This window comes from Streptomyces pseudovenezuelae, assembly GCF_001513955.1.
Classification (GTDB): Bacteria; Actinomycetota; Actinomycetes; order Streptomycetales; family Streptomycetaceae; genus Streptomyces; species Streptomyces pseudovenezuelae.
Map to the genome: position 1 here is coordinate 56,479 of NZ_KQ948147.1, position 12,822 is coordinate 69,300.

13 protein-coding genes are annotated in these 12,822 nt (G+C 71.8%); 6 read left to right on the forward strand and 7 right to left on the reverse strand.

The window, feature by feature from the left end:
• Positions 1–24: 24 nt before the first annotated feature.
• The 3 genes from AQI94_RS42810 to AQI94_RS16680 all read right to left on the reverse strand — a co-directional run bounded on the left by AQI94_RS42810 (position 25) and on the right by AQI94_RS16680 (position 1,799).
• On the reverse strand, positions 25–204 hold the full coding sequence (locus AQI94_RS42810; protein ID WP_031059324.1) for a hypothetical protein: 180 nt from the start codon (positions 202–204) through the stop codon (positions 25–27).
• A gap of 125 nt (positions 205–329) precedes the next feature.
• Positions 330–1,205 carry an undecaprenyl-diphosphate phosphatase gene (locus AQI94_RS16675; RefSeq protein WP_031059321.1) on the reverse strand — a complete coding sequence of 292 codons (876 nt, stop codon included), beginning with the start codon at positions 1,203–1,205 and terminating at the stop codon, positions 330–332.
• A 123-nt stretch (positions 1,206–1,328) separates the two neighbouring features.
• Positions 1,329–1,799 (reverse strand): winged helix-turn-helix transcriptional regulator, encoded by a 471-nt coding sequence (locus AQI94_RS16680; RefSeq protein WP_031059319.1) that lies wholly within the window; start codon positions 1,797–1,799, stop codon positions 1,329–1,331.
• Positions 1,800–1,903: 104 nt separating this feature from the next.
• Here AQI94_RS16680 and AQI94_RS16685 point away from each other — a divergent pair, with 104 nt between their 5' ends.
• Positions 1,904–3,073, forward strand: a complete 1,170-nt coding sequence (locus tag AQI94_RS16685; RefSeq protein ID WP_031059316.1) for a thiolase family protein — start codon at positions 1,904–1,906, stop codon at positions 3,071–3,073.
• Positions 3,074–3,124: 51 nt separating this feature from the next.
• Here AQI94_RS16685 and AQI94_RS16690 read toward each other — a convergent pair whose 3' ends face one another.
• On the reverse strand, positions 3,125–3,892 hold the full coding sequence (locus tag AQI94_RS16690; protein ID WP_031059314.1) for a TVP38/TMEM64 family protein: 768 nt from the start codon (positions 3,890–3,892) through the stop codon (positions 3,125–3,127).
• 328 nt (positions 3,893–4,220) lie between these two features.
• On the opposite strand from AQI94_RS16690, the gene tuf reads away from it, so the two are divergent.
• Positions 4,221–5,390, forward strand: a complete 1,170-nt coding sequence (tuf, locus tag AQI94_RS16695; RefSeq protein WP_031059312.1) for an elongation factor Tu — start codon at positions 4,221–4,223, stop codon at positions 5,388–5,390.
• 85 nt (positions 5,391–5,475) lie between these two features.
• Complete coding sequence (locus AQI94_RS16700) at positions 5,476–6,321, forward strand: spermidine synthase (protein WP_031059311.1); 846 nt, start codon at positions 5,476–5,478, stop codon at positions 6,319–6,321.
• On the opposite strand, the gene AQI94_RS16705 is transcribed toward AQI94_RS16700, so the two are convergent.
• A complete protein-coding gene (locus AQI94_RS16705) occupies positions 6,283–7,581 on the reverse strand; it encodes an MFS transporter (RefSeq protein WP_031059308.1) in 1,299 nt (432 codons plus the stop codon). The genes AQI94_RS16700 and AQI94_RS16705 overlap by 39 nt on opposite strands.
• 202 nt (positions 7,582–7,783) lie before the next feature.
• On the opposite strand from AQI94_RS16705, the gene AQI94_RS16710 reads away from it, so the two are divergent.
• On the forward strand, positions 7,784–8,221 hold the full coding sequence (locus AQI94_RS16710; protein WP_031059306.1) for a DUF4442 domain-containing protein: 438 nt from the start codon (positions 7,784–7,786) through the stop codon (positions 8,219–8,221).
• A gap of 93 nt (positions 8,222–8,314) precedes the next feature.
• Here the strand turns inward: AQI94_RS16710 and galU are convergent, their stop codons facing one another.
• Positions 8,315–9,268: a UTP--glucose-1-phosphate uridylyltransferase GalU gene (galU, locus tag AQI94_RS16715; RefSeq protein WP_031059304.1), complete on the reverse strand. Its 954-nt coding sequence runs from the start codon at positions 9,266–9,268 to the stop codon at positions 8,315–8,317.
• A gap of 465 nt (positions 9,269–9,733) precedes the next feature.
• On the opposite strand from galU, the gene AQI94_RS16720 reads away from it, so the two are divergent.
• Both AQI94_RS16720 and AQI94_RS16725 read left to right on the forward strand, forming a co-directional pair.
• On the forward strand, positions 9,734–11,521 hold the full coding sequence (locus tag AQI94_RS16720) for a ricin-type beta-trefoil lectin domain protein (protein WP_031059302.1): 1,788 nt from the start codon (positions 9,734–9,736) through the stop codon (positions 11,519–11,521).
• Positions 11,522–11,619: 98 nt separating this feature from the next.
• Entirely contained in the window at positions 11,620–12,270 is a 651-nt protein-coding gene (locus AQI94_RS16725) for a DedA family protein (RefSeq protein WP_031059301.1), read from the forward strand.
• Positions 12,271–12,273: 3 nt separating this feature from the next.
• Here the strand turns inward: AQI94_RS16725 and AQI94_RS16730 are convergent, their stop codons facing one another.
• Positions 12,274–12,807: a gamma carbonic anhydrase family protein gene (locus AQI94_RS16730; protein ID WP_031059299.1), complete on the reverse strand. Its 534-nt coding sequence runs from the start codon at positions 12,805–12,807 to the stop codon at positions 12,274–12,276.
• Positions 12,808–12,822 lie beyond the last annotated feature (15 nt).

A 12,822-nucleotide genomic window follows, 5' to 3' on the forward strand; every position in this document is an offset into this window, starting at 1 on the left:
GGATGTGCCATTTCCGGGCGGGGCTCAGGCCGCCCTGATGACGTCACTGCGGATCGCGGCCGCCCATTCGACCACCAACAGCTCGTACTCCGCGCGCTCCTGTGCCGACAGTGTGCCGCCGGCGCGCATCCAGAGCGCCCTGATCTGCTCGTTCACTTCAGCAGCAGACCGCACGGAACCACGGGTCACGGAATCGGGGGACATGCGCACAAGCCTAGGCGCAAGCACTGACAGTGCGCTACCGGACGGCTACGCACAACGTATGTGATGGGTCACGGATTCCGGGGCGGGCGCCCTGTTGCGGGGCCGGGGCCGGCGGATTCCGTGCGTCAGCCCGCCGACTCCGCCGCGTGCGGGCTCAGAACGCCCATCGTGACCAGGGCGATGATGACGATGCCGAGGGCGATGCGGTACCAGACGAAGGGCATGAAGCTTTTGGTCGAGATGAACTTCATGAACCAGGCGATGACCGCGTACCCGACGACGAAGGCGATCGCCGTGGCGAAGATCGTGGGGCCCCAGGAGACGTGGTCGCTCTCCAGGGCGTCCTTCAACTCGAAGAGCCCGGAGGCGAGTACGGCCGGGATGGCGAGCAGGAAGGAGTAACGGGCCGCGGACTCGCGTCGGTAGCCCATGAAGAGGCCGCCGCTGATGGTGGCGCCGGAGCGCGAGACGCCGGGGACGAGGGCCATGGCCTGGCACAGGCCGAAGATCAGCCCGTCCTTGACGCCGAGGTCCTCAAGTCCCTTGCGCTGCTTGGGGGCGCGGTGGCGCCCGCCGGTCTCGTCGCGTGCCGCCAGCCGGTCGGCGACACCGATGATGATGCCGACGACGATCAACATCGTGGCGGTGATGCGCAGATCGCGGAACGGCCCCTCGATCTGGTCCTTGAACAGCAGCCCCAGCACGCCGATGGGGATGGACCCGACGATCACCAGCCAGCCCATCTGGGCGTCGTGGTCGGCGCGCAGCTCCTTCTTGACCAGGGAACGGCTCCAGGTCGAGACGATCCGCCCGATGTCCTTGCGGAAGTAGATCAGCACGGCGGCCTCGGTGCCGATCTGGGTGATCGCGGTGAAGGCCGCCCCGGGGTCCTTCCAGCCCGAGAAGGCGGCCGTCAGGCGCAGATGCGCGCTGGAGGAGACGGGAAGGAACTCGGTCAGCCCCTGGACGAGTCCGAGGATGAGTGATTCGAACCAAGACATGAAGTTACGGCGTCCAAGTGCTGGTCGTGTGACGGGAGTCGGGCGCGCCGCCTCACCGGGCGCGGTGATCGGGGTGCGAGGGCAGCGTAACGCCCCGCGGTGACGGCCCGGCCACAGGGGCGGTCAGGCCGCCGTCGGTCCGGTCACCGTCCAGCCGGGGGCCTGGGGGTGAGCTGTCAGGTCGTCGTGGTGGACCGTGTCCCCACAGGCGGAGCAGGTGACCACGGGCAGCAGTTCGTTGCCGCAGCTGTGCTCGACGACCATGGGCCGGTCCTCGTCCCCCCGCACGTGCCGGTCCCCCCAGGCCATGAGGGTCAGCAGCACGGGTTCCAGTTCGAGTCCCGCCTGCGTGGGCCGGTACTCGAAGCGCTGCGGCCGCTCGCTGTAGATCCGCTTGGTCAGGATCCCGGCGTCGACGAGCCGGCGCAGCCGGGTGGCCAGGATGTCGCGCGGGGCCCCGATGTTGCGCACGAGCTGGTCGAAGCGGCCGTTGCCCAGACAGGCCTCCCGCAACACCAGGAGCGAGTACTTCTCACCGACGAGAGCCAGAGTGTCGGCGATCGAGCAGGGGCGCGGGTCTTTGGTGGCGGCCATGAAAGTCAGTCTAGGTCAGGGTTGGATTTTCCAACGTACCGAACTATGGTGAGTTCAGATTTCCTACTCACCGGTAATCTCCCGCACTGATGGAGGCCCGCACCATGCGTGACGCAGTCATCGTCGAAGCCGTACGCACCCCCGTGGGCAAGGGCAAGCCGAACGGCGCCCTCGCGCACGTGCACCCCGTCGAACTCCTCGCCCACACCCTGCGCACCCTCGTCGAGCGCTCCGGCGTCGACCCCGGGCTCATCGACGACGTCATCGGCGGCACCGTCGACCAGGTCGGCGAGCAGGCCATGAACACCACCCGCTACGCCGCCCTGTCGGCCGGGTTCCCGGAGACGGTCCCGGCGACCACCGTGGACCGCCAGTGCGGTTCCTCCCAGCAGGCCGTGCACTTCGCCGCGCAGGGCGTGATCGCGGGCGCGTACGACGTCGTCGTCGCCTGCGGGGTCGAGTCGATGAGCCGTGTGCCGATGTGGTCGAACGTCCCCGAGGGCAAGGACCCCTTCGGCCCCGGGGTCGCCGCACGCTACAAGGAGGGCCTGGTCCCGCAGGGCATCAGCGCCGAGCTCATCGCGGCCAAGTGGTCGATCGGCCGCGAGCAGATGGACGCGTTCGCCGTCTCCTCGCACCACAAGGCCGCGGCGGCCTGGGAGAAGGGTCTCTTCGAGGCCGAGGTCGCTCCCCTGGAGGGCGTCTCGCGCGACGAGTGCGTCCGCCCGGGCAGCACCCCCGAGATCCTCGCCGGCCTCAAGCCCGCCTATTACGACCCGAACTTCGCCGAACGCTTCCCGCAGATCGAGTGGAACGTCACGGCGGGCAACGCCAGCCCGATCAACGACGGCGCCTCGGCCGTCCTCGTCATGTCCGGCGAGACCGCCGCACGCCTGGGGCTGCGCCCCCTGGCCCGCCTGCACAGCTTCGCCGTCACCGGTTCCGACCCGGTCCTCATGCTCACCGGCGTCATCCCGGCCACGGAGCAGGTCCTGCGCCGGGCCCACCTCACCCTCGACGACATCGACCTCTTCGAGGTCAACGAGGCGTTCTCCAGCGTGGTCCTGGCCTGGCAGCAGGAGACGGGAGCGGACCTGTCCAAGGTCAACGTCCACGGGGGCGCGATCGCCATAGGCCACCCCCTGGGCGCGAGCGGCACTCGTCTGACGACGACGCTGGTGCACGCGATGCGGGAACGCGGGGCCCGTTACGCCCTGCAGACGATGTGCGAGGCGGGCGGCCTGGCCAACGCGATGATCCTCGAGAGGGTGTGACGAGGGCCCTCCAGGGGCGGGCGCGATCGGCGGCCCCGCCCGGTCACACGTTCAACGGCGGCGCAGATGATGCCGCTTGCGCCACGCCACGATCGCTCCCGCCAACCCGGGCAGGGCGATCGCCGCCATGGCGATCAGGAAAGCGGGCGACGTCGGCGCCGAGGCCCGCGCCCCGGCGACCACGTACGCGGCGGTGTTCGGGATCGACCCGAGCGCCGTCGCCACCAGGAAAGGGACGTACCCCATCCGGGAGACCGCGGCACAGTAGTTCGCGGCCCAGAACGGCACTCCGGGGAACAGCCGGGCCGCCAGCATCGACCGGAAACCGTGCCGGCTGAGCTGTCCGTCCGCCGCCTTCAGCCACCGCCCCCGAAGCAGCGGCCGCAGCGCCTCCTGCCCGAGCACCCGGCCCAGGCCGAACGCGATCCCCGCGCCGAGCACCGTGCCGGCGAGCGCCGAGGCCAGCCCGAGCTGCGAGCCGAAGAGGGCGCCGGCGGCGAGGTTCAGCAGCGGCCGCGGCACGAACGCCACCGTGCACAGCCCGTACGCCACCCCGAAGACGACCGCGGCCGCCACCCCGCCGAGCTGGGGCGGCCAGCCGTCCGAGAGCAGTCTCTGCGGCTCGAACAGCAGGACCGTGGACGCGGCGCCCGCGAGCAGCGCGACGAGCAGGGAGAGCCGGGACCACGGCGACAGCAGCACTCTCGTGCAGCGGGCGGTGAGACCCGCCGGAGCGGGGGCGGGGAGAGCGAAGTCCGTGGCGATGGCCGGGGGAGTGGCCGTGGCGGTGCCCCCAGAGCGGGTGGTGGCATCGAGCATCCTGTGACGGTAACCGACACCGATGTGTGATCGCCGTACGGGTGCCGTCCGTTGTGCGGGCCGGCGGCGGCGGGCGGCCACAAAAAACCGTTCGACGTGGGACGACGCGTCGGACATGATCTGCGTCATGTTCCGGTACGCCTTCGCTCTCGCAGCATCCGCAGTCGCGGATGCGCCGAAGGCTGCCGTTCCCGTGTTCCTGGCCGCCGCAGACGGCGCCCGAAGCTGACCCTTCCCGGACAGTCCGGCGGACCCCGCAGGGGGAGGGTCGGCGAGTCCTTGGGGTCCCCGTTCTTCCACGAACACGAAGAGGCTTCGAGGTACAGCCATGTCCAAGACCGCTTACGTGCGCACCAAGCCGCACCTGAACATCGGCACGATGGGGCACGTCGACCACGGCAAGACCACCCTGACCGCCGCCATCACCAAGGTGCTGTCCGAGCGCGGCAGCGGCACGTTCGTGCCGTTCGACCGCATCGACCGCGCCCCGGAGGAGGCCGCGCGCGGGATCACCATCAACATCGCGCACGTCGAGTACGAGACCGACACCCGGCACTACGCGCACGTGGACATGCCGGGCCACGCCGACTACGTCAAGAACATGGTCACCGGGGCCGCACAGCTCGACGGGGCGATCCTCGTCGTCTCCGCGCTCGACGGGATCATGCCGCAGACCGCCGAACACGTGCTGCTCGCGCGGCAGGTGGGCGTCGACCACGTGGTGGTCGCCCTCAACAAGGCGGACGCGGCCGACGAGGAACTGGTCGAGCTCGTCGAGCTGGAGGTCCGCGAGCTGCTCACCGCGCACGGTTACGGCGGCGACGCCGTGCCCGTCGTACGGGTCTCCGGGCTGAAGGCGCTGGAGGGGGACCCGCGGTGGACGGCGTCGATCGAGGCGCTGCTCGACGCGGTGGACACCTACGTGCCCATCCCCGAGCGGTATCTGGACGCGCCGTTCCTGATGCCCGTCGAGAACGTGCTGACCATCACCGGCCGGGGGACCGTGGTGACCGGAGCGGTCGAGCGGGGCACCGTGCGGGTCGGCGACCGGGTCGACGTGCTCGGGGCCGCCGTGGAGACGGTGGTGACCGGGGTCGAGACCTTCGGCAAGCCGATGGAGGAGGCGCAGGCCGGGGACAACGTGGCCTTGCTGCTGCGGGGCGTCCCCCGGGACGCGGTCCGGCGGGGTCATGTCGTGGCCGCGCCCGGCAGTGTGGTGCCCAGCCGTCGCTTCACCGCGCAGGTGTACGTGCTGTCGGCGCGGGAGGGCGGGCGTACCACGCCTGTCTCGACCGGGTACCGGCCGCAGTTCTACATCCGTACGGCGGATGTCGTGGGGGATGTCGACCTCGGTGAGGTCGCTGTCGCCCGGCCGGGGGAGCGGGTGGTCATGACCGTGGAGCTGGGTCGGGACGTGCCGCTCGAGGCCGGGCTCGGGTTCGCCATCCGTGAGGGCGGGCGGACCGTGGGGGCGGGGACCGTGACTGCCGTCGTGTGAGGGTGGTCGCGGTGTGCGGGGGACTGCGGGCCGGTTGTGGTCGGCCGCGCGGTTCCCCGCGCCCCCGAGTCGGCACACTGGGCGTGTGAATGACTCGATACCCGTCGCCAGGGCCACCGACTTCGGCTTCGCCAAGCTCATGCCCGACGTCGACCGCGAGCGGGCCTGGCTGCTGACCGTGGACGGGGCTCCGCAGTCGTACGTCGATCTCGACGAGCCGACGCATCTGGAGTTCGAGTACGCCCAGCGGCTCGGGCACGTCCTCGACGGCATCGGGGAGGCGGGGCGGGCCCTGGACGTGGTCCACCTCGGCGGGGGTGCTCTGACACTGCCGCGCTATCTGGCCGCCACCCGGCCCGGGTCCCGGCAGGACGTCGTCGAGGCGGACCGGGCCCTGCTGGAGCTGGTCGTCGAGCAGCTGCCGCTCCCCGAGGGGGCCGGGGTCGCCCTGCACGCGGCCGATGCGCGGGCGTGGCTGGAAAGCGCCCCCGCGGACTGTGCCGATGTGCTGGTCGCCGACGTCTTCGGCGGGTCGCGGGTGCCGGCGCACCTGACCTCCCTGGAGTACGCCCACGAGGCCGCGCGGGTGCTCCGGGGCGACGGGGTCTATCTCGCGAACCTCGCCGACGGGGCGCCCTTCGCCTTCCTGCGGTCCCAACTCGCCAACTTCGCCCAGGCGTTCGAGGAGCTCGTGCTGGTCGCCGAGCCCGGTGTGCTGCGCGGACGGCGGTTCGGGAACGCGGTGCTCGTCGCCGCGCGTCAGCCCCTCGACACGGCGGCCCTGGCCCGGCGTACGGCGGCCGACGCCTTCCCCGCCCGGGTCGAACACGGCCCCGGGCTGCGGAAGTTCATGAGTGGGGCGCTGCCGGTGCGGGACGCGGAGGCCGTGGCGTCACCCGAGCCCCCCGACGGGGCGTTCGGCATCGGCTGACCCGGGCACCGCGACCTGGGCCACCCGCCTGCTGCCCCGGCGCAGATTGCGGACGTCCGGTACGCACAGGACGGCCGCTGTGACCGCAACGATCAGGCCCGAACAGCCCCACAGGGCGGCGGAGCGTCCGAACGCCGACTCCGCGGGGCCCGCCAGCGCCGCCGCGAGCGGCATGAGGGCGACCGAGCCGAACCAGTCGTAGGCCGAGACCCGGGAGAGCTTGTCCTCCGGTATCTCCTGGTGCAGGGCGGTCATCCAGGAGACGCCGAACACCTCGACCGTCGCGCCGGCCACGAACATCGCCGTGCACAGGAGGGGCACCGGGACCGGTACCGCGAGTGCGGCGGAGGGCAGGGCCATCGGGAACACGCAGAGGATGCCCACGAACAGCAGGCGGCGCGGCTTCCAGCGGGTCATGAGGAGGGCGCCGACGACGGTGCCCGCGCCGAAGAAACCGAGGGCCACGCCCCAGGGGCCCGCACCGCCCAGGTGGTCCCGGGCGACGAGCGGGCCGTAGACCGCGTCGGCGGCGCCCAGGACCGCGTTGGCCACGGAGAACTGGACGACGATGCCCCACAGCCACGGCCGGCCCGCGACCTCCCGCCAGCCCTCCCGCAGGTCGGCGAGCATGCCGGCGCCCGGCTCGCGGGCCGGGACGTGACCGACGTCGAGGAAGCAACGCAGCGAACCGGCGACCGCGAACGCGAGGGCGTCGCCCGCGAGCACCCAGCCGGGGCCCACCGCGGCGACCATCGCACCGCCGAGGGCGGCACCGCCCAGTGCGGCGCCCTGCATCGCCATCCGGAACACCGCGAAGGCCCGGCCGGCCTGTTCGCCGCTCACCGAGGACAGCAGCATGCCCTCGGCGGCCGGGCTGAAGAACGCGTGGCCCGTTCCGCCGAGCGCGGTCAGCAGCATCATCTGCCACAGCCGGGGTTCGCCGGTCAGGACGAGGACGGCGAAGGCGCCCTGCGAGAGGCAGTTGAGGGTGTTGGCCGCGACCATCACACGGTGCCGGGGGAGGCGGTCCGCGACGGCGCCGCCGATCAGCAGGAACACCACCAGCGGGAGGGTGCGGGCGGCGGCCACCAGGCCCACGTCGCCGCTGTCGCCGCCCGCCTCCAGCACGGCGAACGCGGCGGCGATCAGGGCGCCGTTGCTGCCGAGGTTGGTCACGAAGGCGGCGGCGGTCAGCAGGCCGTAGTTGCGGCTCGCCCAGGCGGGTCGGCGCCCGCGGGAGGTGTCGGCGGAGGGGGTCACCGGCCGACTATCGCCGCCCGGGTGCCGCCTTGCCAAACGGTTTGCAGGCCCGATCGGGAGGGCGTCGGCCGGTGCCGGCTGCTGCCGGGTCTGTCTCCGCGGCTGCGTCCGCCTCTTCGTCAAGGAGACGCCGGTCACTGGTGCCGGGCCTGGTCAGCGCGATCTACTCGTGGGTAACCTCGCGGGTATGAGCGCAGACCAGATGTCCGTCGGCGAGATGCTCGCCGCCACCGTGCCCATGGTGCGGACCCTGAACCTCGAGTTCCTGGAGACCGGCCCGGAGCGGGTCGTGGTCGCCCTGCCCGATCAGGGGGAGTTCCACAACCACGTGGGCGGACCGCACGCCGGGGCGATGTTCACGCTCGCCGAGTCGGCCAGCGGCGCGGTCGTCCTGGCCGCGTTCGGCGACCAGCTCTCGCGTGCGGTACCGCTGGCCGTCAACGCGGAGATCGCCTACCGCAAGCTCGCGATGGGCCCGGTGACCGCCACGGCGACCCTGGGCCGCCCGGCCTCCGAGGTGGTCGCCCAGCTCGACGCCGGGGAGCGCCCCGAGTTCCCGGTGTCGATCGAGATCCGCCGCGGGGACGGGGCGGTCACGGGCGAGATGACGGTGGTGTGGACGCTGCGGCCCAACAGCTGAGTCCGGCGACGGCCCGGGCGTCCGGGCCGGAGGCCGCCCCCGCAGGGTGTCCGTGCTGCGGGATGCCGACCGGCTGCCTCGGGGGCGCGCTTCTCAGGCCGCCAACCCCCGCCCCCGTCCGGCCTCTTCGCCGCTCTCCAGAGTCGCCACGAACCCCTTGAGCCAGTCGGTGAACTCCGGGCCCAGGTCAGGGCGGGCGCAGGCCAGGCGGACCACCGTGCGCAGGTAGTCCGCCTTGTCGCCGGTGTCGTAGCGGAGGCCGTCGAAGACGACGCCGTGGACCGTCCCGTCGGCCGCGAGGGTCTGGAGGGCGTCGGTGAGCTGGATCTCGCCGCCGCGGCCCGGCGCGGTGCGGTCCAGGACATCGAAGACCGCCGGGTCGAGGACGTAGCGGCCGATGACCGCGTAGGCGCTCGGGGCGGTGTCGGGGGCGGGCTTCTCCACGAGGCCGGTCACGCGGACCACGCCCTGCTCCTCGCCCGGCTCCACCGCCGCGCAGCCGTAGAGGTGGATCTGCTCGCGCGGCACCTCCATGAGGGCGACGACGCTGCCCGCGTACCGTTCGCGGACGTCGAGCATCGTGCTGAGCAGGGTCTCGCGCGGGTCGATCAGGTCGTCGCCGAGGAGGACGGCGAAGGGCTGGTCGCCGATGTGGCGGCGGGCGCACAGCACCGCGTGGCCGAGGCCGAGCGGCTCGCCCTGGCGGATGTGGTGGATGGCGGCCAGCCGCGCGGGGTCGCGCACGGCGTCGAGCCGTACCGCGTCTCCCTTGGCGGCGAGAGCCTGCTCCAGCTCGAAGGCGTTGTCGAAGTGGTCCTCGATGGCCCGCTTGTGGCGGCCGGTGACCATCAGGACGTCGTCGAGCCCGGCCGCGGCGGCCTCCTCGACGACGTACTGGATGGCCGGCTTGTCGACGACGGGGAGCATCTCCTTCGGTGTCGCCTTGGTCGCCGGCAGGAACCGGGTGCCGAGTCCGGCGGCCGGGACGACCGCCTTGCGGACCGTGCGGGCGGGTGCGGTGGTGTCGGTCGTGTGGGGGACGATCATGCGGTTCATGCTGCGGCACGGGCATGAGAGCACACCGGGAGATGCCTGAGAGCCGGCTGTGGACCGGTCCGGGGCCGGGAGATTTCGTGTGCCAAGCATCCGGCTGCCGGACACCACCGACGCTCTTGTCCCGCTTATTTCGAATGCGGGTACGGATACCGGCGGTAACTTTTCTGAACTTGCCTCTTTTTGAACATCGGTCACTCCACCTTCTTGTTTGCTGTCTGCCAATTGTGCGAAGGTGAGCGCCGCTGCGACGACCGGATCACATCTGACGCGGCATAGGTATGCACCAATCAGGCGCCTGCTTTCCGAGGACGCGCATATTACGTGCGGTCCTGCGGCTTGGAAGGAATTGGTCCCGTGCAATCCGCTTACCCCCCACGACCCCCTTACCCGCCACGCCCCGGATCAGGCCCGGCGGAGTCCGACCGCCATCTCCTGGCCCGGCTGGGGGAGAACAGTGTGGACGGCCATGCCGTCGCCCTGCTGATGGCGCGACACTGGCAGGCGACCTATGCGTACTCGGTCATCTGCCTGGCGTCTTGGTCGGGTTCGGCTTCGATGGCGGCCGCGGCGGCTTTTCACCGCGTGCTCGGCCGGGCGGGTGACGGTGCACTGCGTCCCCAACTTCTCGTCGCGGTGAGGGAGTTCGTCAAGGAGTGGGCCGCGGACGACGAAATATCCGCCGTACTGCCGGAACTTCGCAAGACGATCGGAGGCCGTGGTCTACGCGCGGCGAGGTCCGTCACCCCCGAAAGGCGACTGCTCGCCGAGCGCGCATTCCGGTCTCTTCCCGGAGCCTCCCAATGCCTCTTGTGGCATGCCGAGGTCGAGGCCGAACCCATATCCGTACCGGCAGGTCTGCTGGGTGTGGACACGGCCCGTGCGGCGGCCGCCCTGGAGCAGGCGCGCGAGCAATTCCGCACCGGATGCGTCCGTGCCCACCGGGAACTCGCGCCCACCAGCGAATGCCGTTTCTACAACCGTCTCCTGGATGTCCCGATTCGTCGGGGCGGGGGCCTTCTGCCCGATGTCCGCAAACATCTGACGGAATGCCGGTACTGCCGTCACGCCGCCGAACAGCTCAGCCATTTCGAGGGCGGCCTCGAAGTGCTGCTCGCCGAGACGGTGCTCGGCTGGGGCGCCCACCGCTATCTCGACTCACGGCCCGCGCGGGCCGCCGAGCGCCCGGCCCCGTCCGGTACGGCCCGTACGAAGCCCGGCGGGCGCCACCGCCCCGATCCGGCGGGCGCGGGCTTCCTCGCCCAGCCGCGCAAGAGCGCCCGGGCCGTCCTCGTGGGCGCGGGTCTGACCTCCCTGGCCCTGCTCGCGACGGTGCTGGTCGCCAAGGGCTGGTCCGACGACGGCGAGGTTCCCACCCCGGGCGCGACCTGGGGCGCGGTGAGCGGCAACACCGTACGGCCGAGCCGGTCGGACGCCTCCCGGGGTGCCGGGGCGCCGTCCACCGCCTCCATGAGCCACTCCGTCGAGGTCGGCCACGGCAGGCTCCGCAGCGCCGACGCCGGCCTGTGTCTCGACACCCACGACGCGCGGACCGCAGCGGGTGCGAAGGCCGTCATGGCGCAGTGCTCCTCCGCCGGGTCCCAGCAATGGACGTACCAGGAGGACGGACTGCTGCGCAGCGCGACCGACCCGGGGCTGTGCCTCGACTCGGACACCGAGAAGCGGTCGGTCGTGATCGCCGACTGCCTGACCGGCACGGGGGAGGTCCGCTACGACCTCACCGTGCGCGGCGAACTGCTGCTGCGCCGGGGGAAGGGGCTCGTGGTCGCGCCCGGCGAGGGCGACACCGTCGTCGTCACCGAGCGGAACGGCTCGAAGGGGCAGCAGTGGCTGCTGGAGTCCACCGGCGAGAGCGCGCCGGCCCCGGAGGGCACGCGGTCGCCGCAGGACACGCAGCCGGGACGGCCCCCCGCGGGGCCCGGCGAGGATCCGGTCACACCCGACCGCGACCCGGCCCCGTCCTCCGGTCCCGACGCCCACGACGAACCGAGTCCCGGCCGGCCCTCGGACCAGCACGGAACCCCGCCCGGGCAGTACGGGACCCGGGTGGCCCAGGTCGACGACAGCGACGGCGGGCCGGCCGTTCCAGCCCTCCCGGGCGCACCGGTCGAGCGGGCCGGGGCCGCGGCGGGCGGGGTCATGGGCGCCGTGACATCGGTGACGGCGCACGGCACTTCGACGCTGGAGGGACTCGTCGCCGGTGCCGTGCGGGGCATCGGCGGGTGAGCTGTCGCCCCGGACGCCGGTGCACGTGAACCGGTAGGCTTCCCGGCGTGCTCCCGCAGCGGGCGCACGCCGGGAACGCGACTCAGGAGGAAGCGGCGTTGCACGTCCAGGAATGGCTCGACACCGTGCCCCCGGCCGCCGTCTATGCCCTGGTGGGCCTGGTCATCGGCCTGGAGAGCCTGGGCATTCCGCTGCCCGGCGAGATCATCCTGGTCTCCGCCGCGCTGCTGTCCTCGCAGCACGCGGGGATCAACCCCGTGGTGCTCGGCGCGTGCGCCAGCGTCGGCGCGGTCGTCGGTGACTCCATCGGCTACGCGATCGGACGCAAGGGCGGCCGGCCGTTGCTCGCCTGGCTGGGCGACAAGTTCCCGAGACACTTCAGCGAGGGCCATGTCGCCACGGCGGAGCGGTCCTTCGAGAAGTGGGGCATGTGGGCCGTGTTCTTCGGCCGCTTCGTCGCACTGCTGAGGATCTTCGCCGGGCCGCTGGCCGGTGTGCTGCGGATGCCGTACTGGAAGTTCCTGATCGCCAACGTCCTGGGCGGGATCATCTGGGCGGGCGGCACGACGGCGGTCATCTACTACGTGGGCATCGTCGCGGAGTCCTGGCTGAAGAAGTTCTCCTGGCTGGGACTGGTGCTGGCCGTGCTGATCGGGCTCACCTCGATGCTCGTGCTGAAGCGCAAGGCGAAGAAGGCGACGGCAGAGACACAGGCGGCCGAACCGGAGCCCGTCCCGGCCGCCGAGTGACGCTCACGGGGTCTCGTGCACCTCGTGGTGGGCCTTGGCCAGGTCCGCGTAGAGCGTTCCGTTCAGGGTGACACCCTGACGCTCCTCCTCCGTCAGTTCCCGCCGCACCTTCGCCGGTACACCCGCGACCAGGGAACCCGGCGGCACCCGCATCCCCTGCGGGACCAGTGCCTGTGCCGCGACCAGGGAACCGGCGCCGATCACCGCGCCGTTGAGGACCGTCGCGCCCATGCCGATCAGGCAGTCGTCCTCGACCGTCGCGCCGTGGACGACGGCGTTGTGCCCCACGGACACCCGCTCGCCGATGGTCACCGGGAAGCCGGGGTCGGCGTGGAGCGTGCAGTTGTCCTGGATGTTGCTCCGGGCGCCGACTGAGATGCGTTCTACGTCGCCGCGGGCCACCGCGCCGTACCAGAGACTCGCCCCGGCCTGAAGCGTCACGTCCCCGATCACCGACGCGGTGGGCGCCACGAAGGCCTCCTCGTCGATCCTCGGTTCCCGGCCTCCGATGCCCGTGATCAACGCCTTGTGCGCCATTTCGCCTCCTGGTTC

Coding starts and splice junctions, on each gene's coding strand:
- AQI94_RS42810 (WP_031059324.1), bottom strand. CDS start 204: ATGTCCCCCGATTCCGTGACCCGTGGTTCCGTGCGGTCTGCTGCTGAA.
- AQI94_RS16675 (WP_031059321.1), bottom strand. CDS start 1,205: ATGTCTTGGTTCGAATCACTCATCCTCGGACTCGTCCAGGGGCTGACC.
- AQI94_RS16680 (WP_031059319.1), bottom strand. CDS start 1,799: ATGGCCGCCACCAAAGACCCGCGCCCCTGCTCGATCGCCGACACTCTG.
- AQI94_RS16685 (WP_031059316.1), top strand. CDS start 1,904: ATGCGTGACGCAGTCATCGTCGAAGCCGTACGCACCCCCGTGGGCAAG.
- AQI94_RS16690 (WP_031059314.1), bottom strand. CDS start 3,892: ATGCTCGATGCCACCACCCGCTCTGGGGGCACCGCCACGGCCACTCCC.
- tuf (WP_031059312.1), top strand. CDS start 4,221: ATGTCCAAGACCGCTTACGTGCGCACCAAGCCGCACCTGAACATCGGC.
- AQI94_RS16710 (WP_031059306.1), top strand. CDS start 7,784: ATGTCCGTCGGCGAGATGCTCGCCGCCACCGTGCCCATGGTGCGGACC.
- galU (WP_031059304.1), bottom strand. CDS start 9,268: ATGATCGTCCCCCACACGACCGACACCACCGCACCCGCCCGCACGGTC.
- AQI94_RS16730 (WP_031059299.1), bottom strand. CDS start 12,807: ATGGCGCACAAGGCGTTGATCACGGGCATCGGAGGCCGGGAACCGAGG.